A 23,585-nucleotide genomic window follows, 5' to 3' on the forward strand; every position below is an offset into this window, starting at 1 on the left:
TGTGATTTCTGTTACGTGTTATAAAGGTCAAAAAGTTGCTCTGTTTGGGTTGGGACAGTCTGGACTAGCAACGGCACAAGCATTGATGCGTGGCGGTGCAGAAGTGGTGGCGTGGGATGATAGTCCTTCAAGCGTGCAGATGGCTTTTCGGCACAATATTCCAACGCGAGATCTCCGTTATGAAGATTGGTCAGAATTTGTTGCATTGATTGTAGCTCCTGGAGTTCCTTTAAATTATCCTCAACCCCATTGGGTTGTTGAAAAAGCACGAAAAAAAAATATAGAAATTATCGGTGATATTGAATTATTTGTTCGTGCGCGCCAGCATTTTTTACAGCATTATGGTTTTTGTGACCAAGATGTTCCTTTCATTGCGATTACGGGGACGAATGGAAAGTCAACCACAACGGCTTTACTTGCGCATTTGTTGGAAAAAATGGGTTATGATGTGCAGGTGGGGGGGAATATCGGAAAGGCAATATTGACGCTTAAGCCATTTGTTAAAAAACGTATCTATGTGATTGAATGTTCATCATTTCAAATTGATCTTACTCCCTCTCTTCAGCCGACCATTGGACTTTTATTGAATTTAACACCTGATCATATTGATCGACATGGGAGTTTTGCCTGTTATGTGCAAACCAAAAGGCATCTGATTGCTCAGGCTTCTCAGGCTTTCATTTCAGTTGATGATGCAGCTTGTCGGGTTTTATATCAACAGTTACTTCATGATGGGAAGCAAATTGAGGCAGTTTCCAAGGATCATTTTGTTGAAAATGGTTTTTATGCAGATGGGACCAAGCTCTTTTCTGTTCGTCAAGGACAGCGCCATATGCTTGCAGATCTTGCTCCTATGGCGGTGTTACGTGGGAGTCATAATGCGCAAAATGCCCTTATGGCATTAGCAACATTGCAGGCTTTAAAAATAACTGATCCTTCTGTGAACAAGCATTTAGCAAGTTATAAAGGGTTGGATCATCGTATGCAGCAGGTGCGTAAAATGGGGGCGGTTTTGTTTATCAATGACAGCAAGGCTACTAATGCAGATGCAACAGCTCCTGCGCTTTCCACCTTTAATGATATTTTTTGGATTGTTGGGGGACAGGCAAAAAAGGGAGGGATAGAGTCTCTTAGAGAATTTTTTCCTAAAATTCGTAAAGCCTATTTGATTGGGAGCGCGGCAGAAGAATTTTCTCGCACTATTGGATCTGCTTTTCCCTTTTCTATGAGTTTAACTTTGAAAAATGCGGTGCGTGAAGCAGCTGTTGACGCAATGGGTTGTAAGGAAAAAGAGGTGACGGTTCTTTTGTCACCTGCTTGTGCAAGTTATGACCAATTTAAAAATTATGAAATGCGAGGCGAAGCATTTGTCTCTTTTGTGATGCAGTTACAATAAAAAAGCATCAGTTATAAAAAAATATTTTTGCGTTAAGACTCCAGAATCTTTTTTTGTGTAATTTAGTTTTTAAAGTGTTTGTTAAACAGGCTGGGGAACCATATCACTTTGAGATAATTTATAAAATGGATAAGGTGGATATCATGGTGACGCGTGCAGATAGAGATCCAATTGCTAATTGGTGGTGGACGATTGATCGCTCTATCTTTGCAGCTTGTTTAATTTTAATGGGAATTGGCATTATGCTGTCTTTTGCTGCCAGCCCTATTATTGCAAAAAAAATCGGAATTGCTGATAGTTTTTATTTTGTTCGGTGGCATATCATTTTTAGCATTTCAGCATTTTTTACGATGGTTACCATTTCCTTTTTTTCGCTTTCTAATATTCGTCGTTTATGTGCTCTTTTGCTCATTGTAACGCTTGCTCTTATGGTTGCAACCTTATTTTGGGGTCCAGAATTAAAGGGAGCACGGAGGTGGATTCTACTATTTGGTTTTTCTGTACAGGCTTCAGAGTTTATGAAGCCAGCTTTTGTGGTTATGTCCGCTTGGCTTTTTTCAGAACAGATACGCAGGAGGGGAATTCTGGGTTATACGTTAGCGATTCTACTTTATGCCATTTGTTGTGTGCTTCTGGTTTTGCAGCCTGATATTGGACAAACAGTTTTAATAAGTGCAACATGGGGGGGGCTATTTTTTATTGCTGGTGTACCTCTTACCATTATTTTTCTCTTTCTCATTTTAGGCGTTGTAGGAATTATTTTAGCTTATCTTTTTCTGCATCATGTGCGCGAGCGTATTAATGGTTTTTTGACAGGTGAAGGGGATACGTTTCAAGTGGATGTAGGACGTGAGGCTATTTTGAATGGTGGTTGGTTTGGGCAAGGCCCTGGGGAGGGAACAGTAAAACGTATCATTCCTGATAGCCATACAGATTTTGTATTTTCCGTTGCTGCTGAAGAATATGGTATTATTCTTTGTTTATTAATTATGATGCTTTTTGGCTTTATCGTTATGCGTTCATTGTATATAGCCATGAATACACGTGATTCCTTTATACGTCTTGGTATTACTGGCATAGCAATGATGATTGGCTTTCAATCAGCGATTAATATGGCCGTTAATCTTCACTTAATTCCTCCAAAAGGCATGACATTGCCTTTTATTTCTTATGGTGGTTCTTCGATGATGGCGATTGCGTTTTCAATGGGCATTTTGCTCAGTTTAACACGTCGTTGGCCAGAAGCGCGCCTTTCAGCTTTTTCTTCCTCTTCTGTCTTGGATACCCCTTATGAATGATAAAAAAGTTATTGTTTTGGTGGCTGGTGGTACAGGTGGACATCTTTTTCCTGCTGAAGCCCTTTCTGTTGAATTAAGGCAGCGTGGATATGATGTTCATTTAATAACAGATGAAAGAGCACGACCTTTTGTTCGGTGCTTTGATGAAGGGCATATTCATATCGTTTCATCGGCAACATTTACACGACGCCATCCTTTTGCTCTGATAAAGACGTTTTGGTCTTTGCTAAGGGGGATGGGGCAATCGTTGGCGTTGTTTTATAAATTACGTCCTGTTCTTGTTGGAGGATTTGGGGGGTATCCGAGCTTTCCTCCTCTTTTTATTGCGTCCTTAACGAGGCGTGTAACATTTATTCATGAACAAAATGCTGTTATGGGGCGTGCCAATCGGGTGTTGGCAATTTTTGTGCGTGCAATCGCTGGTGGTTTGTTGTCACCAAAAGGCGCTTATGCTCATAAAATACTTTTGACGGGGAATCCTGTCCGTGAGGCTGTGTTGAAGGCGGCCAAAATTCCTTATCATTCTTCAGAGGGAGAAAAGCCATTTAATTTTTTGATTTTTGGAGGTAGCCAAGGGGCTTCTGCTTTTTCACATATTGTTCCAGAAGCTATTGCTTTATTTGATGATAAGAACCGTAAACGTTTACGAATTGTACAGCAAGTCCGCGGTGAAGCAGGAAGGTTGATCAAAATCTATCGTGATATGGGCGTACAAGCAGAAGTTGCTCCTTTCTTTGATGATATGGCTGAACGTATGGCACATGCTCATTTTATTTTGTCGCGCGCTGGGGCTTCGTCCGTTTGTGAGATAGCGGTGATTGGTAGACCTGCTTTGCTTGTTCCCTATCCCCATGCTTTAGATCATGATCAGGCTGCCAATGCAGCTCTGCTTGCTCGTGTAGGTGGTGCGCAAATTGTATCAGAAAAAGATTTAAATGCACAAAAGCTTTTTTCTCTTTTAATGCACGCTTGTTGTGCGCCCCATTTATTGGAAAAACAAGCGCTTGCTGCAAAAAAAGTTGGACAACCTCATGCAACCCGTTGCCTTGCTGATATGGCTGAGTCCTTAATTGCAGGGCGATTGTTGTCAGATATAAAAGAGGAGCTTTTTAATGAAAATGCCACTTGATATAGGCGTTATCCATTTTATCGGAATCGGGGGGATCGGTATGAGTGGAATTGCGGAGGTTTTTTATAATCTTGGCTATAAAGTTCAAGGGTCAGATCAAGTTGAAAGTGCAAATGTTGAACGTTTGCGGAAAAAAGGAATTAACGTTCATATAGGTCATTGTGCTGAAAACTTAGGGAATGCAGAGGTTGTTGTTTTTTCTACTGCCGTTAAAAAAACAAATCCTGAGTATATTGCTGCAAAGGAAAGACATTTGCCGCTTGTCAGACGTGCAGAAATGCTGGCGGAGCTGATGCGGTTTCGGCGTGCAATTGCGGTGGGTGGTACACATGGTAAAACAACAACCACATCAATGGTCGCAGCCCTTCTTGATGCTGGTCATTTTGATCCAGTGGTGATTAATGGCGGTATTATTAATGCTTATGGTACGAATTCTCGTACAGGAGATGGCGATTGGATGATTGTTGAAGCTGATGAAAGTGATGGTACATTTTTAAAGCTGCCTGCTGATATTGCTGTTATTACTAATATTGACGCTGAGCATTTGGATCATTATGGAAGTTTTGATGCTGTGCGTGAGGCTTTTCGGCAATTCGTAGAAAATGTTCCTTTTTATGGTTTTGCTGTTTTGTGTCTTGATCATCCAGAGGTTCAGTCATTGGCGGGCCGTATTGATGATCGTTGGGTGATCACTTATGGTGCAAATCCACAAGCGGATGTTCGTTTTCTTAATCTTTCGATGGATGGTCAAAAAACGCATTTTGATGTTCTTGTTCGCTCACGCAAAACAGGAAGAAAGATTGAGTTGAAAAATTTGCTTTTGCCCATGGCAGGGCAGCATAATGTTGCTAATGCAACGGCGGCGATTGCTATTGCGCATGAACTAGGCATTTCAAATGAAGCTATAAAAAGGGGCTTAGCAGAATTTGGCGGAGTAAAACGGCGTTTTACGCGAACAGGAAATTGGCGTGGCATTGAAATATTTGATGATTATGGACATCATCCTGTTGAAATAAAGGCTGTTTTGCGTGCAGCACGTGAGAGTGCAAAAGGGCGTGTTATTGCGATTGCACAACCCCATCGGTATTCACGTTTGTATCATTTATTTGATGATTTTTCTGCTTGTTTTAATGATGCAGATACAGTGTTGATTACGCCCGTTTATGCGGCTGGTGAAGAGCCTATTGTAGGATTTGGTTCTCAAGAATTGGTAGAGCATATTAAAATGGCGGGTCATCGTGATGTGCGCTTGATACATAGTCTGGAAGATGTCGTGTCTCTTGTCTCAAAATTTGCTCAGGCAGAGGATTATGTTGTTTTTCTTGGTGCTGGCAATATCACACAATGGGCTTGTGCGTTGCCTCATCAATTAGCGGTATTGGATGGTCATGGTAAATTTTCAGCACATTGATGGTGAGGCGCTATTGGCGCAATTGCAACCACTGTTGGGTGGCGTGAGAGGAAAGCTTACACCTAATGTTGAGATGCGTAAGGTAACGTGGTTTCGCACGGGCGGGTTGGCAGAGCTTTTTTATCAGCCTGTTGATGAAGAAGATTTGGCTCTCTTTCTTCAAAATTTGCCTGAATTTGTTCCTGTAACAATTGTCGGTATTGGTTCTAATCTTCTGGTGCGTGATGGGGGGGTTCCTGGTGTTGTGATTCGTCTTTCGCCAAAAAAATTTGGGCAAGTGAAGCAAGTTTCTCCAAAAGGCTTTTTAGTTGGTGCTGGTACGGCGGATAAACATTTAGCTGCTGCCGCTTTAGAAGCTGAGATTGCAGGTTTTCATTTTTATCATGGTATTCCTGGAGGTCTTGGAGGAGCTCTCAAAATGAACGCGGGTGCGAATGGTGTTGAAACTGCAGCGCGTGTTGTCGAGGTCTATGCGCTGGATCGTAAAGGGCAACGTCATATCTTGAGTGTGAAAGATATGCATTATTCCTATCGCCATTGTGATATTCCTAAAGATTTTATTTTTACGGCTGCTTTATTAGAAGGAAGACTCGGCAATAAAGATGATATTCGTGCTGCTATGGATGAAGTTGCCCTCCACAGAGAAACAGTGCAACCTATTCGCGAAAAAACAGGGGGGTCAACTTTCAAAAATCCTGAGAATACATCCGCGTGGCGCGTGATTGATGAAGCAGGGTGTCGTGGTTTACAGATTGGTGGCGCTCAAATGAGTGAAATGCACTGTAATTTTATGATTAATACAGGGCAAGCAACAGGATATGATCTTGAAGCATTGGGAGAAACAGTGCGTGCGCGTGTTTTTGCAAATTCAGCCCACCTTTTACAATGGGAAATAGAGCGTATTGGTCAATTTGAGCGTGGTCGAAGTGTTTCTCCTTTTGATCCATTTCATTGATTTATTGTTCACTAAAAAAGTGAAAATAAAAAATTGAGTCATTTCAAAGAGATAATAAAAAATTCTATTAAGAATCAATAAATTAACAAAGAATCTCTTGCATCAGGCTTTTGAGTCTGATTCATTATGCAAAATGCTAGGTTATTGATTCGCAAGGATAAACTTTGTTTTTCCTGTATGTGGTGCTGATGTATTCTATATAGACTACATATAGTATGCGAAAGAGGGTGATTTATTATGAAAGATAAACATATAGCTGTGTTAATGGGAGGTTTTTCTTCTGAACGGTCTATAAGTTTATCTTCGGGGGCGGCGTGTGCTGATGTTCTAGAGATGCAGGGGTATCGCGTGAGCCGCGTGGATGTTGACGCTCATATTGCTTCTGTTCTTGAACAGTTGCAGCCCGATATTGCCTTCAATGCATTGCATGGTCCATTTGGTGAAGATGGCCGGATCCAGGGGATTCTTGAATATTTAAAAATTCCTTATACCCATTCTGGTGTGATGGCATCCGCTTTGGCAATGGATAAGGGACGTGCAAAAATTATCGTTGAAAATTTTGGGGTTTGTGTTGCTCCTTCTCGTATCATGAGCCGCTTTGCTTTGGGACAAACGCATCCCATGGAGCCTCCTTATGTAATTAAACCTGTGTGTGAAGGATCAAGTTTTGGTGTTGTCATTGTCCAGGAAAATGAAGCAGCACCGCCGCATAGTATTGGGGGAGTTGAGTGGGGGTATGCTGATGAGGTGATGATTGAAAAATATATTCCTGGTCGTGAATTGACTTGTGCTGTTTTGGGGAATGAAGTGCTGGATGTGTGTGAAATTCTTCCCGATAAACACTTTCCATTCTACGATTATGACTCGAAATATAAAACGGGTGGTTCTCTTCACATTTGTCCTGCACAACTTTCACTAAATATTTACCAAAGTGTGCAAAGAATGTCTTTAGCAGCCCATCAGGCGATAGGGTGTCGAGGTGTTAGCCGTTCTGATTTTCGTTTTGATGAGAAAACGGGAGAATTGGTTTGGCTTGAAATTAATACGCAACCCGGTATGACATCGACGTCTCTTCTTCCTGATATTGCAAAAGCGAGCGGCCGTACTTACGGCGATATTGTTCAATGGATGGTGGAGGACGCATCATGTATGCGTTGAATGTTAATAAAACAAATGTTCCGATGGAGGTGCTTTCAGTGCCGGCTTTGCCACGTCTTTATCGTCGTTTTCTCCGGTTTATGTTTGAGTTTGTTTTTGTCAATATTCATATTCCACGCCATTTCGGCTCTTTTGCTGTTGTATGGTTTTTCTTTGTTACGGCTTTTTATGGACTTTCATCAAGTGGTCAGATGGCTGTGATCGTAAATACGATCATATTGGATAGTAGTTTTGTGGTCACTCATGTCGATATAAGCGGTAATAAGCGCTTGGCAAAGCAGGATATTTTTAAAATTTTAAAACTTGATGTTGCGCCTTCTATATTCACTTTTGATGTTGAAAGAGCACGTTCTCTTTTGGAAAAACAGGCTTGGGTGCAATCGGCTAATGTTCAGAAAATTTATCCCAATAGAATGCGCATTTCCATTGTGGAGCGTGAACCCTATGCCATTTGGCAACATGATGGCATAATGGATATTGTTGATAATACAGGTCGTGTCATTGTGCCTTTTAAAGGGGAAATTGTTCGGGATTTACCTCTTGTGGTTGGGCAGGGTGCACAAAATGCTGCTAAAGTGTTTATTCAAGCGCTGTCAGTCTATCCGGAAGTATATGATCGTATTCGTGCTTTTGTGCGGGTAGGTGATCGACGTTGGGATCTTGTTTTGAATAATGGAATGCGCGTTATGTTGCCTGAAAATGGTGCTCTTGAAAGGCTTTCTTCTCTTTTTTCGTCCGGTACAATGCAAGATCTTTTATCTCGCGATATTCTCAGTGTTGATTTACGTCTTGCTGATCGAATTACTGTTTCTTTATCAGATGAAACGTTGGAGCGTTATCATACTACTGTAGCAGAAGAAGAACGTATTTTAAAAGCGCGAAAGGCAGGAAGCCTATGATGCTGCTCAGATCACATCATTTGAAGGGGCGTAAAACACGTTTTTTAACGGTACTTGATGTCGGTTCAAGTAAGATTGTTTGTCTTATTGCTTGTTTGCGTCCTTTGAAGCATGCGCACTATTTACATGGTCGTACACATTCTACGGAAATTCTAGGCTTTGGAGTGCAGCGTTCACGTGGTATTAAATCTGGTGTTGTCATGGATATGTTTGCAGCAGAACAATCCATAAGATTGGCTGTTGATGCGGCAGAAAAAATGGCGGGTTTGGTGGTGGATTCAGTGATTGTGAATTTTTCCTCAAGTCGATTACAAAGTGCTTTGATTAATGGAAAGGTCCATTTGAATGGTCGTGAAGTCACCAAGCGTGATATGCGTATGGCCTTTTCAGATGTTTCGCGTAAAGCCTTTGATGCTGAACGTCATGTTATGCACTCAGTTCCAGTTTCTTATGTATTGGATGGAGATAAAGGAATTTTTGATCCTATTGGCATGGCAGGGGAAACATTTGGTGTCGACGTGCATGTGGTAACAGCAGAAACAGCCTCTTTGCGTAATTTAGAAACTTGTATTAATCGTGCACATTTGAGTGTTGAAGCAATGGTTGCTACTCCCTTTGCAAGTGGTCTTGCTGTCTTGATGAATGATGAGGCGCGTTTAGGGGCTGCATGTATTGATTTTGGTGGTGGAACAACAACATTTTCAGTGTTTTTTGAGGGGAAATTTATTCATGCGGATGCTCTTGCTGTTGGGGGGCATCATGTGACTCTTGATGTTGCGCGCGGATTTTCTATGTCTTTAACAGAGGCGGAACGTTTAAAAGTTGTTTATGGTTCAGCACTTTTAACAAGTGCTGATGAGCGGCAAATGATTAATGTAGCAGAAATTGGGAGTGAACAGCGTGAAACTCAATATCCTCGCGCGGTTCTTGGGCGTATCATTCGTGCGCGTGTTGAAGAAATTTTAGAAATGGTCCGTGATTGTTTAAATCGTTCTGGTTTTGGTCATATCATTGGTAAACGTGTTATTTTGACTGGGGGAGCAAGCCAGTTAACAGGATTGCCAGAAATGGCACGTACTATATTAGGAAGAAATGTTCGTATCGGGCGGCCTTTAGGTATTTCGAGGCTTCCTTCTCTTGCAAAAGGGGCGGCGTTTACATCTGCTGTTGGGTTGTTAATTTATCCGCAATTGGTGGGGTTTGAAGAAAAAACAATGCAGGCGGCAGGAAATCATTTATCGATGGGCACGCGTGGATATTTTCAGCGTGTTGGTCAGTGGTTGCGTGAGAGTTTTTAGTTAAGTGTCTAGTTGGATAAATTTCATCGCTTTGGCTTGCGGTGTCTTATGAGAAGGAAAAGAAAATGACGATTAATCTGCATCGGCCAGATATCGCGGAATTGAAGCCACGCATTACCGTTTTTGGTGTTGGAGGTGGTGGCGGGAATGCCGTGAATAATATGATAAATGCTGGTCTTCAGGGAGTTGACTTTGTTGTTGCAAATACGGATGCACAGGCTTTGGCTATGTCAAAGGCTGAACGTGTTATCCAACTTGGGGCAGCTGTGACAGAAGGTTTGGGTGCTGGGGCTTTGCCGGAAGTTGGACAAGCGGCGGCGGAGGAATGTATTGATGAAATTATTGATCATCTTGCAGACTCTCATATGGTTTTCATTACTGCTGGTATGGGGGGAGGAACTGGAACAGGAGCTGCTCCCGTTGTTGCTCGCGCAGCGCGTGAAAAAGGTATTTTGACTGTTGGTGTTGTGACAAAGCCGTTTCAGTTTGAAGGCGCACGTCGTATGAAAACGGCAGAGGCTGGTATTGAAGAATTACAAAAGTCTGTCGATACATTGATTGTTATTCCCAATCAAAATCTTTTCCGTATTGCAAATGATAAGACAACGTTTGCTGATGCTTTTGCTATGGCTGACCAAGTGCTTTATTCTGGTGTTGCTTCCATTACGGATTTGATGATTAAAGAGGGTTTGATTAACCTTGATTTTGCTGATGTTCGTTCTGTTATGCACGAAATGGGTCGAGCCATGATGGGAACGGGTGAGGCATCTGGTGATGGGCGTGCTTTGGCTGCGGCTGAAGCTGCTATTGCAAACCCATTGTTGGATGATACCTCTATGCGTGGGGCGCGTGGTTTATTGATTTCTATTACGGGTGGTCGTGATATGACTCTCTTTGAAGTTGATGAAGCTGCTAATCGTATTCGTGAAGAAGTAGATGCTGATGCGAATGTGATCTTTGGCGCTATTGATGATGAGTCATTGGAAGGTGTTATTCGTGTTTCTGTGGTTGCCACCGGTATTGATCGTGAAGTTAGTGATGTGGTTCAGTCCTCTCATCCTCAGATTCAAAGGACTGCTTCTTCAATACGCAAGAGCGATCCTGGAACGTCACACAGTTCTTTTCATGTTCAATCTTCGCCTCTGCGTTCTGAGTCAATGGTAGAAGTAATCGAATCACTTGAAATAGAGAAGGGTAAATCAACCGGAGAACAGTTCCGTCCCAAAAGTCAAATTTTTGCACATCCTGCAGACTCAATGATGACACGAAGTGCGACGAATGCTGTTGCGTATGGTTCAAATGCTGTTCAGGAACAGAGATCAAATGTGCCTCGTATGCAAGTAAGCCGTGGTTCTCAACAGGCGATGACGGCTCCTGTGAGTATGGAGGCAACAGCGCATGTTCTTGATGAGATGACAGGGCTTGTGAAGCAAAAAGAAAAGCCAGTGCAACCAAAACAAATGCAAGCGCGCGCTCCAATGCGTATGCCTGAGTTAAAGGATTTTCCACCTGTTGCTCATGGACAAAGTCAAAGAACATTTGTGACTGATCAAGGTCCTCGTAATCTTTGGCAGCGTTTGAAACAGAGCTTGACACATCGTGAAGAAGCTGAGCCAGAAGCGAGGTTGGAGCCTGCTGTTAGATCGTCTCAGCAGAAAGAGTCTCATGTTTACAATAAAAATTCTCAGGCGCTTTCTCAAGATGCTTCTGTTTATGTTCCACGTCGTTCTGGTGAGCTGCATCCTCAGGTACCACAAGATCAGCGTACTTTTATAAGTGAAGAAGATCAGTTGGAAATACCAGCATTTTTACGTCGTCAGGCAAATTAATTGATGAAAAATGAGGTAAAGTAAGAAATTTTATTATTTCTTTAATGATCAGACAAAAATTATACAGTAAAATATATTACTGTTTTTTGGATAAAATACTTTGTTAAAAAAAACCGCTTATAATAAGCGGTTTTTTTTTATTATTTACTATGAATATTTTTTATAGTTTTATAAATTTTGTTAAAAGATGTACAAGCAATTTAATAAAATGATATGATGAATTTAGTACCAAAATATCAGTTTACTCTTAAAAAAGCAGTAACATTTAAGGGGATTGGCGTTCACAGTGGCTGTTTGTCAGTGGTAAAGATTTGTCCAGCGGATGTTGGGTGTGGTATTGTTTTTAAGCGTTGTGGATTAGACGGAACAGAGAAAATATTTCAAGCCCATGCATCGCAAACAGGAGAAACTGAATTATCAACAGTACTTGGAGATGAAGATGTAAGGGTTGAAACAATTGAACATTTGATGGCGGCAATTGCTGCTTATAATTTGGATAATCTTGTTATTGAAGTGTCACATAATGAGATTCCTATTTTGGATGGTTCAGCGTGGCTATATTGCCAAGCTTTTGAAGATGTTGGTATTGTACAGCAAAATGCGTTGCGTTCTTATTTCATTATAAAAAAGCCGGTGCGGGTTGAAGGAGCTCATGGTGTTGCAGAGCTTTTGCCATTCGATGGACGTCGTTTTGATATAACGATCTCTTTTCCTTCTTCTGCTATTGGTAAGCAACATTTCAGTTTTGATCTTACCACACGAGGGTTTAGGGATGATTTGTCACGTGCGCGCACTTTTGGTTTTATCAAAGACGTGGAGGAATTAAGGCTTTCTGGAAAGGCGAGAGGTGCTTCTTTGGAAAATTCTCTTGTTATCGACCTTAATGATAAAATTTTAAATCCCGATGGTCCTTATTGGGAGAATGAATGTGTTCGGCACAAGATGCTTGATGCGATTGGTGATACTGCTTTGCTTGGGGCACCTTTTATTGGATTATTTCGTTCTTATTGTAGTGGGCATAGAATTAATGCGCAATTGGTGAAGGCTGTTTTGGCAGACGAATCATATTATGAAAAAAGCTTTTTAGAGAAAGAGTAAAAAAATTGACAAGATTTTTTTATCGTTTATTTGATTTTTAAGGGGATGATTGACCTAAACTGCTAAATTGGTTATGTGGATTTTAAAGTGATATGGTATAAAACCTTTGATAAATTGTTATTGCTACAAGGTGATATTCTGTGGAGGCCGGAAAAACTATGAAAAAATCTCATGTGTGCATTGGAAATAAGACATATAGAAAATCTAACATTGTACGCAAGATATTGGGGGTGGTGCTTTTGGGAAGCACCTGTATGTTAGCGGGATGCCTCTTTAAAGAGAAAAATACCCTTGATCCATCTGCTTATGTTTTGAAAATAGAGCCACCAGATGTTTTATATAATCAGGCGCTTGCTAGCCTTGAAAGTGGGCGGCTTGGGGACGCATCGAAGAAGTTTTTGAAGATTGAAAAACAGTACGCTTATACAGACTGGGGACGTAAATCTTTGGTCATGGGTGCTTTTACTAATTATCGACTCGGAAAGTATGATGATTCAATTAGTATGGCTCAACGCTATATTACTCTTTATCCAGGGTCGACTGACTCGGCTTATGCATACTATATTATTGGTCTTTCTTCTTTCCGTCGGATTCCTGATGTTACGCGTGATCAACGTGACACGAAACGTGCTATTGCTGCTATGCAGCTTCTTATAGAGCGTTATCCTAATTCTGAGTATGTCAAGGATGCTAAGGATAAAATCCGTTTTGGTCGCGAACAACTGGCTGGTAAAGAAATGCAGATTGGCCGTTATTATGAAGAGGGACGGCGCTATCTTGCGGCAAGTAGACGGTTTCGTACCGTGGTTGAGGAGTATTCTGATACAAATCAAATTGAAGAAGCACTTTTCCGCTTGACTGAAGTTAATCTTGCTCTCGGCTTAACGGCGGAAGCACAGACGGCAGCAGCTATTTTAGGACGTAATTATCCCAAAAGTGAGTGGTATAAATTTTCTTATAATCTCTTGCAGAAGAATAAAATATCGCCACGTGAGCATAAATCTTCTTGGATCTCAAATGCTTTAGGTGGTGACAAGAAGAGGATACGTTGATTCTCTATGTTGGTACAGCTTTCGATTCATAATATTGTTTTGATCGAAACGCTCGATATTCATTTTACAGCGGGGTTGACGGTTTTAACTGGAGAAACGGGTGCGGGGAAGTCTATTCTCCTTGATGCTTTATCACTTGCTCTAGGGGGGCGGGGTGATGCTTCGCTTGTGCGTCATGGGGCTGACCGCGGGCAGGTCACAGCTGTTTTTGATGTGTCTGTTTCACATCCTGCACGTCAACTTATTCGTGAGAATGGTCTTGATGATGAGGGTGATATTATTTTACGACGTGTGCAATCAAGTGATGGACGTAGCCGTGTTTTTATCAATGATCAGGTGTCTAGTGTTGCATTGATGCGGAGTGTTGGCCGTTTGCTGGTTGAAATCCATGGACAACATGATGATCGTGCGCTTGTTGATGTTGCTACACATCGCCAATTATTAGATGCCTTTGGTGGTCTTGAAGATGAAGTGGAAAATTTGCGTCAGTGTTATCACTCATGGCGTGAATTTGAGGAGCGTTTGCAACGGCAGCGTCTTAAAGTAGAGAGTGCTGTACGGGAGGTTGATTATCTTCGTACGTGTGTAGAAGAGCTTGAAAAGCTTGATTTTAAAGTTGGTGAAGAGGAAGCTCTTTCTCTTCGTCGTGCTGATATGCTTAAATTAGAAAAAATAGCAACAGATATTAAAGAAGCAGATGATCTTTTAACGGGTCAAAAATCACCAATCCCAGTGCTTTCTAATTTGGTGAGGCGTTTGGAGCGGAAAATTCCTGAGGCGCAAGAACTTATTGCACCTGTGGTGAAATCTATTGATGAGGCATTGCATGCACTTGCAACAGCACAAGAAGGTATTGAGACGGCAATACGAGCATTAGATTTTGAACCTGATGAATTGGAACGGATAGAAGAGCGTCTTTTTTCTCTTCGGGGTTTTGCTCGTAAATATCAAGTTTCTGCGGATGAATTGATTCAGTTACGCGATAAAATGGACGCAGAACTCGCTGATTTTGAAGAGGCTCAGACTATATTGACACGTTTTGAAGATGAGGCAGAGCAGGCAAAGAAAAATTATGATACATTGGCGCAAGCCTTAACAATAAAGCGTCGGGAGACAGCAAAGCATTTATCTGAAAGTGTTATGGCTGAGTTGCCGGCATTGAAGTTAGAGAGGGCTGAATTTATTGTTGAAATGCAAAGTGATGTGGAAAAGCGGAGTGCAGAGGGATGTGATCGTATTGAATATTGGGTGCGGACAAATCCTGGAACACGTGCTGGGCCGATGCTTAGTGTGGCTTCTGGCGGTGAATTATCTCGTTTTTTGCTGGCATTAAAAGTTGTTTTATCTGATCGAGGATCAGCACCGACGCTGATTTTTGATGAAATTGATACAGGTGTTGGGGGGGCTGTTGCAGCGGCTATTGGGCAACGGTTGCAACGCTTATCAGAACATGTCCAAGTTTTCGCTATTACGCATGCTCCACAGGTTGCATCGAAAGCGCATGGTCATTTTCTTATTTCAAAAATTGAGAGTCATGATAAAGGACGCTTTGTTACTGCGATTCATAAAATGAAAGAGCATGAGCGTGCAGAAGAAATTGCCCGTATGTTGGCTGGAGAACAGATTACTGAAGAAGCGCGTGCAGCGGCTCAAAAGCTTCTCGCATAAAGGTAATTAGTCAGCGATAAAAATACTAGAAAGCTTATATTTATTGAGATTCACTTGATGAGGAGGCGTGGGAGGCCCTTGTGGCAGCGCTTGTAATTTGGAATAGATTTTATGAACAAAGATGCATATAAAAATCTCACAGCTGTTGAAGCAGAACGTGAATTAGAGTGGTTGGCAAAAGAGATTGCACGTCATGATGTGCTTTATAATCGTGATGATCAGCCTGAAATTTCTGATGCAGAATATGATGCTTTACGTCGTCGTAATGCAGAAATTGAAGCTCTTTTTCCAGAGCTTATACGTATTGATTCTCCTTCACATAAAATTGGAGCACCAATTTCTGAAAAATTTGAAAAATCTGTTCATGTACAGCCTATGCTTTCACTTGATAATGCGTTTAGCTCTGAAGATGTTACTGAATTTGTTGAGCGTATTCGTCGTTTTTTACGGCTTCCAGAAACACAAGTGTTGGAAATAACAGCGGAGCCAAAAATTGATGGTTTATCTTTGTCTTTGCGCTACGAAAAGGGGCAGCTTGTGCGTGCGGCAACGCGTGGGGATGGAACTGTCGGTGAAAATGTGACGGCAAATGCCCGAACAATTGCTGATATTCCACAAGTTTTGCAAGGTGATTTTCCTGGTATCATTGAGGTGCGTGGTGAAGTTTATATGGGGCGGGAGGATTTCCAAGCACTGAATATCAGCCAACAAGAGAAGGGCAAGTTAACCTTTGCCAATCCTCGAAATGCGGCGGCTGGTTCTCTCCGTCAGCTTGATTCACGGATAACCGCTAGCAGAAAACTTCAATTTTTTGCTTATGCTTGTGGTGAGGTGAGTGAAATATTGGCAGAAAGTCAAATGGAGATGATGAAAAAGCTAAAAGAGTATGGCTTTGTTATCAATCCATTAACAAAAGTCTTTAAGACAGTAGAAGACATTATTTGCTATTATCACGATATCGAAGAATGCCGTCATTCTTTAAGCTATGATATTGATGGCATTGTTTATAAGGTCAATGATTTGATGCTCCAAAAGCGCTTGGGGTTTGTTTCTCGTTCGCCGCGTTGGGCTATCGCCCATAAATTCCCAGCAGAAAAAGCGATAGCGCTTTTGGAGAATATTGACATTCAAGTTGGGCGCACGGGAGCTTTGACACCTGTTGCACGTCTTACGCCTATTACTGTTGGTGGAGTGGTGGTGACCAATGCTAGTTTGCATAATGAGGATTATATTAAGGGAATTGGTCATAAAGGAGAGCCCATTCGTGAAGGGCGTGATATCCGTGTAGGCGATACCGTGATTGTACAACGCGCTGGTGATGTGATCCCTCAAATTGTTGATATTGTCGCTGCAAAGCGTCCAAAAAATGCTTCTACTTTTGTGTTTCCTCATCTGTGTCCCGTGTGTGGGAGTCATGCTGTTCGTGAAGTGGGAGAAGCCGTGCGTCGCTGTACAGGGGGGCTTATTTGTCCTGCACAAGCAATTGAACGTATTCGTCATTTTGTTTCACGCAATGCTTTTGATATTGAAGGCTTGGGTAAAAAACAGGTAGAGTTTTTTTTCTATGCTCAAGATGAGGCGCTTTGTATTCATACACCAGCCGATATTTTTACTTTACAACGGCGCCAAGAAAAGTCTTTGATACGTTTGGAAAATATGGAAGGTTTTGGTACTGTTTCAGTGCGGAAATTGTATGATGCCATTAATGCGCGCCGAGAAATTCCGTTGAGCCGTTTTTTGTTTGCATTGGGGATTCGTCATGTTGGCGAAGTGAATGCACGCCGCCTTGCACGCGCTTATAAAAATTATACAGCTTTTGAGACTGCGGCTATGGAAGCACTTATGCCATGTGATAAGGAAAATGAAGAAGGAAATGAGGCTTGGATAGAGCTTACCAATATCGAAGGAATTGGACCACAGGTAGGGAGCGCAATTGTTGATTTTTATCAAGAAGCGCATAACCGTGAGATTTTATCTGTTTTGCTTGAAGAAGTAATACCTCTTGATGAGGAGCCTATCATAGCAGATTCTTCACCAATAGCAGAGAAGATCATTGTTTTTACAGGAACTTTGGCGCATATGTCACGCGATGAAGCAAAAGCATTGGCAGAGCGATTAGGGGCTAAAACATCTGGTTCACTTTCTAAAAAAACAGATCTTCTTGTTGCAGGACCTGGAGCGGGCTCCAAGTTGGCTAAAGCTGAGGAATTAGGTGTTGAGGTTATCGATGAAGAGGCTTGGCTACAGCTGATTGAGAAACATAATGTTTAGAGGGATTTTTCCAGAAGATCGTATGCTGTTTGTATGATTATCTCTCTTACATTTTTGGGGGGATGAAATCAAAAAGGGGGATAATAGGGGCTGTTTTTTGCAAAAACAGAGCGCCATATATTTTGATATTTATTAAGTTATTAAAAATGATTAACGTTGAACTTAAATATTAAACTTAAACTATTATGATGAATAATATACAAGGTTATTATTAGTAAAAGATATAAATTATTACTGTGAAGAAAGGTAAAATTTTTGAACAAATATGTATAATTTAATCCAAAATGCCGTAATAAACCAATTATAATGACGTAATAGAAATATAACGCGGAAGATTACAAAATATAATAAAACATTCCGCTATAAATGAATAAGGGATATAACTGCGAGTTGTTTATTATGTTGAATTATAAAAGATTACTGGTATCTATGCTTATCAGGCATTATTAGATGGTACACTTGTCCAATTTCATTACAAAATTTCGGATATTCGCTAATGCGTCTAGCAGCATAATTTTTTTCTGACTTCCTTCATCTCTCTCAAATTTCTCAGCATAGGAAATTTCGTTTATTAGAGCTAGTATTTGGACTGAGAATATTTCAGAATTAAATACCATTCGTGCATATCTAAACATTAGATCTGTCGAGTTCATGACCAGATTTTTTGCCCAAATGAAATCGCTTTCTTTCCAATTATATTGAGAACGTAACTTATGTATGTAGGTAGGTAGGGATAATGCTGGAAATTTTTTATTATACTCTCTCTGTAATAAGTCCACAAGGCATGCACACCAAATAACTTTCGCATGGATAAGATTTATTTTCAGGAATTAGCACTATCATACCAGGGTTTAGAACATGATATACACCATAACTCTTATTATCCAGATATTTTTTCGCAATTTCTAGACGCTCTTCGTATATATTATCAGGATATTGTGTCTTTACGTACTCTTCGTATAATTTATCGTACTTATTTGGAGTAATGACTTGATTTTCAGAAAATACAGCAATAGGAACTCGCTTAAATTTAGTAATTTTCTTCAATACAGAAGGCCCAATATAGTATCCAAAAATAATATTATGGAACAAAATAAAACTATACGCATTAGGATAATCACTTTATTTCTAAAATACTGGATAAGGATATAGCTTATTAAGATCTGTGCTTAAGATTTTGTTAACTAACAAGCCATAAGATACACGCTTTATTGTGTCTTTTTCAAAGTATTTGTGAAATTTTGTAGAGAGTTTGAATCTTCTTTACTTATGTGACTGTTTTTGTGTTATGTAGTTTTTCATATACTCTGTTATTGTTATTAATTTTTTAGCTGAATGACATGTTCAGGTAAAAACATATACCTCCATATATGTTGTTTTCATACTGTGCAGTTGGAAACTATTTATATTGTGGATAACGTTTTTCAACAATAAGTAATAGTCTAGAAAATAATATTGTACTGTTAACTATGCAAATAAATAAAAAACCTTAACGCTGATGTTATCATCATGCTATTTCTTTTAAATTCTAAATACTTAACTTTTATTTCATAGCAGATTCTATTTTATTGTAGCAATATGTATTATAAGGAATTACAGCTGTTGAAAATAACTCAAGAATTTAAAAATATAAATTATCATTATGAAGCAAACAAAAAGGTAAAATTTATTCGAATAAATATGCAGAATTTTTGAATCCAAACAGCGTAATAAGCTGGTTATAATAGGTGTTTTAGAAATACGATGCGGAGGATTACAAAATATAACGAAAGTTTCCATATAAAAGAAATAGGGATATAATAATGTCTAGATGGAGATCGCCAAGATAAGTATTACCACGTATAGGTGTATCTCATCTTGCTTCACCGAGGTTAGCGTTTACCGTACCAGCAAAAAACTTGAAGTATCTTGTAGAAATATTTTTTGTATTTCCTGATGCAGATACATATTTTTCCCTTAAAAAGAGAAGATCCTGTGTTTTGTAGAAAGAGTAAAAGTTATACGTTGCTTCATTTAAAGGGGCATTGTTGCTTCTTTTGCCCATTTTTTATCTTCTTCGTTCAAGTAAGGTGCATTCATCTGATAAACGCGCGCATGGTAATCATTGAGCCATTGCCGTTCTTCTTGTGTCAAAAGCTCTGGAAGGATTAACCGTCGATCAATGGGGCAAAGTGTGAGTGTTTCGAACGAGAGCATTTCTATATCTCCACCATCAATTTTTTGTGCTGGCTTCACAATCATCAAATTTTCAAGACGGATACCAAAAGCGCCTTCGCGGTAATAGCCTGGCTCGTTTGAAAGAATCATACCGGAGATGAGTTCTTGGCACCCTTTGCGAGAAATATTTTGCGGTCCTTCATGGACAGAAAGATAAGATCCAACACCATGACCGGTGCCATGGGCATAATCAAAACCAGCTTTCCACAATGCAATGCGTGCAAGAGAATCAAGGTCTTGTCCTCGTGTGCCTTTTGGAAATCTGATAGTTGAAAGAGCAATCATGCCTTTGAGAACAAGCGTAAAACAGTGTTTTTCTTCTTCTCCAATATTCCCAATTGCTACGGTGCGTGTGACATCAGTCGTACCATCACGATATTGTCCACCTGAATCAACGAGGTAAAGTTCACCGGTTTTGAGTTGTTTATTTGTTTGCGTTGTTACACGATAATGAATAATGGCACCATTTTCTCCTGCTGCTGAAATTGTATCAAAAGAAAGATCTTTAAGTTTTTCTCCCATTTCTTTTGCTGTATTTATGCGAAATTCTTCTAATTTTTGAGCAGCGGAAATTTCACTTATTGACCCTGGTATTTGTTTATCTAACCAAGAAAAAAAACGGGTTAGGGCAACACCATCGCGTAGATGCGCTTTGCGTGCGCCATTGAGTTCTGTGTCATTTTTAATGGCACGTGGTAGAGCAGCAGGATCAGTAAGTGTGATAAAAGAGCTATTTTTTTCTTCAATAACAGTTCGTAATTTTTCGCATGTTAGCTGTGGATCTAAGGCAAACACTGTCCCTTTTTGAACATACTCTTTGATCTTGGGAATAAGCTGTTCTGGTTCATATAATTTTGCATAACGTTCTAGATATTGTTTCTGTTCTACACCAAGTTTTTTGCTGTCAATGAATAAAGCTGGTGTTTCGTTAAGTGGAATGAGAGCAAAACAAAGGGAAAAAGGCGTGTTGGAAACATCATTGCCCCGTATGTTGAATGTCCATGCAATGGAAGAGGGGTCTGTAAAAATAAAAGCATTTGCATGAGTTTGCTGTATATCTTTGTAAATCAAAGCGAGTTTTTCATTTGTATCGCACCCAGCATATTTGAGAGGGTGAATTGATAAGGCAGATTGTGGTAATTTTGGTTGATTATGCCAGAGCAGATCAATGGGATTATGTTGAACTTCTACAAGTTTTCCACCTGCTTTCATTTCTAATGCATTTCTCAATGCATCGGTGGCAGCAATCGTGTGGAGCCATGGATCAAAGCCAATAGAAAGTTTTTGACCATTTTTTTCAAGCCATTGTGAGGGAGGACAAGTTATGAGATCTTCATAATTAAAAATATCAGGATCAGTTTGTTGGCGAACTTGGAGCTTATATCGCCCATCTGTAAATATGATGGCTTTGTTTTTTAAAATCAGTGCAATCCCAGCTGAGCCAGTAAAGCCGGTTAGCCAGCTAAGACGTTGAGCATGAGGGGGGACATATTCTCCTTGATGCTCATCGCACCGCGGAACAAGAAAACCATCGAGTCCAAGGTGATTGAGTTCTTTACGAAGGCAAGAAATGCGTTCTGCTGCATAAGCAGGATTTGTTGTCGCCTCAAAAGATTGATACATAACGACGTCCTTTTATTTTATTTCAGGTGTATCGTAACCCATCCTTGCCGGTGGTATGTTTCGATATGCTTCAGTCCTTGTTTTATATAAATCTCCAAAACATGGGCATGTTGTTCTTCAAGAATTCCAGAGAGTATAAGTGACCTCTCTTTTTGAAGTGCCGTTACCACTTCTTGCGCAAGTTCAATAAGCGGATTAGCAAGGATATTGGCAACAATGAGATCAAAAGGGGCTCGTGATGCAATTGCATCATGGGCAAAACCTGTTGCTGTAATAGCTGTAACATATTCATTGACATCATTGAATTCGATATTGTGTTGTGCAACTTGAACAGCAATTGGGTCAATATCGGATGCAAGCACAGTAATTGGTTTGAGCATTGCTATGCCAATGGCTAGTACACCGCTCCCAGTACCAAGATCAAGGGCATTTTGGGGATTTTCGTGTTTCATGACTTTGGCGATCATTTCTAAACAACCGGCTGTTGTTCCATGATGTCCGGTGCCAAAAGCTTGATTAGCTTCAATTTCAATAGGGAGAACATTTGCTGGAATGGCGTTTCGGTTGTGACTTCCATGAAGGAAAAAAGGACCAGCTTGCACAGGTTTTAGTCCTTCTAGGCTTTTTTGTACCCAATCAATGTTGGGTAAAACTTCCATATTAATTTTATCAAAATCTATAGAAAGAATTTTGGCAAAACGTTTCAATGCGTTCTCTTGATTGTCTTGATCGACATATAGAGAAAGCTCATATACAGCATTTTGTTCATCTATCTCTGTAAGAGCAAGAGGATAACCTTCTTCGTCAAAGGCTGTTTCTATAAGGGTATAGAACCGTTCTGCTTCATTTTTAGAAGCAGTATAATAGAGGCGAATTTGTTGCGACATGCTGTTCTTTCTTTTGATCGGCTTTTTTAGTTTAAGATGAGTTTTTTTAACCGTTCAATGGCGATTTCATCTTTTAATTCGCTATCGCTTTCTTTCGTGTCATAACGGATAACGCCAGCTAATTTTCCACCTTTTTTGAGTAAAAAAACTGCTGCTGTATGGTTATATGTATAGTTTCCATCTGTTTCAGGAACTTTTTCAGCAACGATGTTGAAAGAATTGACCATTTTATGAACTTTATCAGGATCTCCACTAATGCCAACAATTTTATTGTTAAAATTACTGAGATAATCATGGAGTACTTTTGGTGTGTCACGTTCAGGATCAACAGTCACAAACCATATACCTAATTTATCAGCTTCAGGACCAAGGGCTGTAAGCCATCGATCAAGATTCATCAGTGTGGTAGGGCAGCTTTCAGGACACATAGTGAAGCCGAAAAAAATTATTGAAGGCTTGCTTCGAACATCAGCCTCAGTAATATTTTTTCCATTAGAATCAGTGAGAGTAAAGTTATCACCTAAAGGCTTATTTGTCAGCGTATCATAAATAAAAACACCTGCAAGAAATATGATTGTCAGCCCCAAGATGCGTATTACATTTTTCATAGTTTGACTCTCTTAGATAGATCGAGAAATTGTAACATCGGCAGGTTTGTTTTGCAATGTTTGTTTCATGGTTGATTTTATTGGCTTTATTGGTATGTCTTTCCATATCTATTGATGAAACATTGGTGAAAGATGTATGAATATTGAGAAAGATCTTCGATTTCATGAAAGTGAGCCTCGTATCCATACGACAGCGCGGCTGCATGGTTGTAAATTAGGGCGCTATGTGGAAATTAATGAGCGGGTGATTTTACGGGATGTAACCGTTGGAGATTTTTCTTATTTAGAGCGTAATAGTGAGGCTATTTATAGCGATATTGGGCGCTTTTGTTCTATTGCATCTCATGTACGGATGAATGCGTTGGAGCATCCTATGGAGCGCGTTTCAACGCATAAAATAACCTATCGTCCAAACGAATATTTTCGTTATATGGCATTAGATAGTGGTTTTCGTGAAAGGCGTTGTGCAAAACGTGTTATTATTGGGCATGATGTGTGGATTGGATATGGTGCGGTTATTATGCCTGGGGTGACAATTGGTCATGGCGCTATCATTGGCGCGAACGCTGTTATAACGAAAGATGTTTTGCCATATACGATTGTTGTTGGGGTGCCTGCTAAACGGTTGCGGATGCGTTTTCCCAATCATGTCATAGAATGCCTTTTAGATATGGCTTGGTGGGATTGGCCGCTTGATAAAATTCACAACGCATTGCCTGATATGCAAAATTTGCCCATTGAAGCTTTTGTTCGTAAATGGAAATGACATTCAGAATAAAATAAAGTGG

General features: G+C 40.3%; 18 protein-coding genes. 14 read left to right on the plus strand and 4 right to left on the minus strand.

From position 1 onward, the window contains the following. Position 1 precedes the first annotated feature (1 nt). The 13 genes from murD (at position 2) to ligA (ending at position 17,462) form a co-directional block, all read left to right on the plus strand. Entirely contained in the window at positions 2–1,396 is a 1,395-nt protein-coding gene (gene murD / locus ACFIL2_RS07195) for a UDP-N-acetylmuramoyl-L-alanine--D-glutamate ligase (protein WP_375680372.1), read from the plus strand. Positions 1,397–1,539: 143 nt separating this feature from the next. After that, on the plus strand, positions 1,540–2,694 hold the full coding sequence (locus ACFIL2_RS07200) for an FtsW/RodA/SpoVE family cell cycle protein (RefSeq protein WP_375632999.1): 1,155 nt from the start codon (positions 1,540–1,542) through the stop codon (positions 2,692–2,694). After that, on the plus strand, positions 2,687–3,823 hold the full coding sequence (gene murG, locus ACFIL2_RS07205) for an undecaprenyldiphospho-muramoylpentapeptide beta-N-acetylglucosaminyltransferase (protein WP_375632997.1): 1,137 nt from the start codon (positions 2,687–2,689) through the stop codon (positions 3,821–3,823). The genes ACFIL2_RS07200 and murG overlap by 8 nt, the downstream gene beginning before the upstream one ends. Continuing rightward, entirely contained in the window at positions 3,807–5,234 is a 1,428-nt protein-coding gene (gene murC, locus ACFIL2_RS07210) for a UDP-N-acetylmuramate--L-alanine ligase (RefSeq protein ID WP_375634624.1), read from the plus strand. The genes murG and murC overlap by 17 nt, the downstream gene beginning before the upstream one ends. Then, positions 5,212–6,189 carry a UDP-N-acetylmuramate dehydrogenase gene (gene murB, locus ACFIL2_RS07215; RefSeq protein ID WP_375634623.1) on the plus strand — a complete coding sequence of 326 codons (978 nt, stop codon included), beginning with the start codon at positions 5,212–5,214 and terminating at the stop codon, positions 6,187–6,189. Before murC ends, murB begins: the two co-directional genes overlap by 23 nt. Before the next feature lie 237 nt (positions 6,190–6,426). Further along, positions 6,427–7,347: a D-alanine--D-alanine ligase gene (locus tag ACFIL2_RS07220; protein ID WP_375632993.1), complete on the plus strand. Its 921-nt coding sequence runs from the start codon at positions 6,427–6,429 to the stop codon at positions 7,345–7,347. After that, entirely contained in the window at positions 7,335–8,246 is a 912-nt protein-coding gene (locus ACFIL2_RS07225) for a cell division protein FtsQ/DivIB (protein WP_375618227.1), read from the plus strand. The genes ACFIL2_RS07220 and ACFIL2_RS07225 overlap by 13 nt, the downstream gene beginning before the upstream one ends. After that, on the plus strand, positions 8,243–9,544 hold the full coding sequence (ftsA, locus tag ACFIL2_RS07230; protein WP_375613372.1) for a cell division protein FtsA: 1,302 nt from the start codon (positions 8,243–8,245) through the stop codon (positions 9,542–9,544). Before ACFIL2_RS07225 ends, ftsA begins: the two co-directional genes overlap by 4 nt. Positions 9,545–9,609: 65 nt before the next feature. Then, positions 9,610–11,373, plus strand: coding sequence for a cell division protein FtsZ (gene ftsZ / locus ACFIL2_RS07235; RefSeq protein ID WP_375680373.1), 1,764 nt, complete (start codon positions 9,610–9,612; stop codon positions 11,371–11,373). 213 nt (positions 11,374–11,586) lie between these two features. Next, a complete protein-coding gene (gene lpxC, locus ACFIL2_RS07240) occupies positions 11,587–12,471 on the plus strand; it encodes a UDP-3-O-acyl-N-acetylglucosamine deacetylase (RefSeq protein ID WP_375680374.1) in 885 nt (294 codons plus the stop codon). A 158-nt stretch (positions 12,472–12,629) separates the two neighbouring features. After that, positions 12,630–13,523, plus strand: a complete 894-nt coding sequence (locus ACFIL2_RS07245) for an outer membrane protein assembly factor BamD (protein ID WP_375680375.1) — start codon at positions 12,630–12,632, stop codon at positions 13,521–13,523. A 6-nt stretch (positions 13,524–13,529) separates the two neighbouring features. Next, entirely contained in the window at positions 13,530–15,191 is a 1,662-nt protein-coding gene (gene recN, locus ACFIL2_RS07250) for a DNA repair protein RecN (RefSeq protein ID WP_375680376.1), read from the plus strand. Between the two features lie 111 nt (positions 15,192–15,302). After that, the gene (gene ligA / locus ACFIL2_RS07255) at positions 15,303–17,462 is read left to right on the plus strand and encodes an NAD-dependent DNA ligase LigA (RefSeq protein WP_375632983.1); all 2,160 of its coding nucleotides are present in this window, start codon (positions 15,303–15,305) and stop codon (positions 17,460–17,462) included. 753 nt (positions 17,463–18,215) lie between these two features. On the opposite strand, the gene ACFIL2_RS07260 is transcribed toward ligA, so the two are convergent. From ACFIL2_RS07260 to ACFIL2_RS07275, 4 genes are all read right to left on the minus strand, one after another. Continuing rightward, positions 18,216–18,554 (minus strand): hypothetical protein, encoded by a 339-nt coding sequence (locus ACFIL2_RS07260; RefSeq protein ID WP_375680377.1) that lies wholly within the window; start codon positions 18,552–18,554, stop codon positions 18,216–18,218. A gap of 921 nt (positions 18,555–19,475) precedes the next feature. Then, a complete protein-coding gene (locus ACFIL2_RS07265) occupies positions 19,476–21,302 on the minus strand; it encodes an aminopeptidase P family protein (protein WP_375636803.1) in 1,827 nt (608 codons plus the stop codon). A gap of 17 nt (positions 21,303–21,319) precedes the next feature. Next, the gene (locus tag ACFIL2_RS07270) at positions 21,320–22,189 is read right to left on the minus strand and encodes a 50S ribosomal protein L11 methyltransferase (protein ID WP_375680378.1); all 870 of its coding nucleotides are present in this window, start codon (positions 22,187–22,189) and stop codon (positions 21,320–21,322) included. 26 nt (positions 22,190–22,215) lie between these two features. Next, a complete protein-coding gene (locus tag ACFIL2_RS07275) occupies positions 22,216–22,797 on the minus strand; it encodes an SCO family protein (protein WP_375632977.1) in 582 nt (193 codons plus the stop codon). A 136-nt stretch (positions 22,798–22,933) separates the two neighbouring features. On the opposite strand from ACFIL2_RS07275, the gene ACFIL2_RS07280 reads away from it, so the two are divergent. Beyond that, complete coding sequence (locus ACFIL2_RS07280) at positions 22,934–23,563, plus strand: DapH/DapD/GlmU-related protein (protein WP_375632975.1); 630 nt, start codon at positions 22,934–22,936, stop codon at positions 23,561–23,563. Positions 23,564–23,585 lie beyond the last annotated feature (22 nt).

The sequence above is a fragment of the Bartonella sp. AP30XZML genome (assembly GCF_042195945.1).
Taxonomy (GTDB): Bacteria; Pseudomonadota; Alphaproteobacteria; order Rhizobiales; family Rhizobiaceae; genus Bartonella.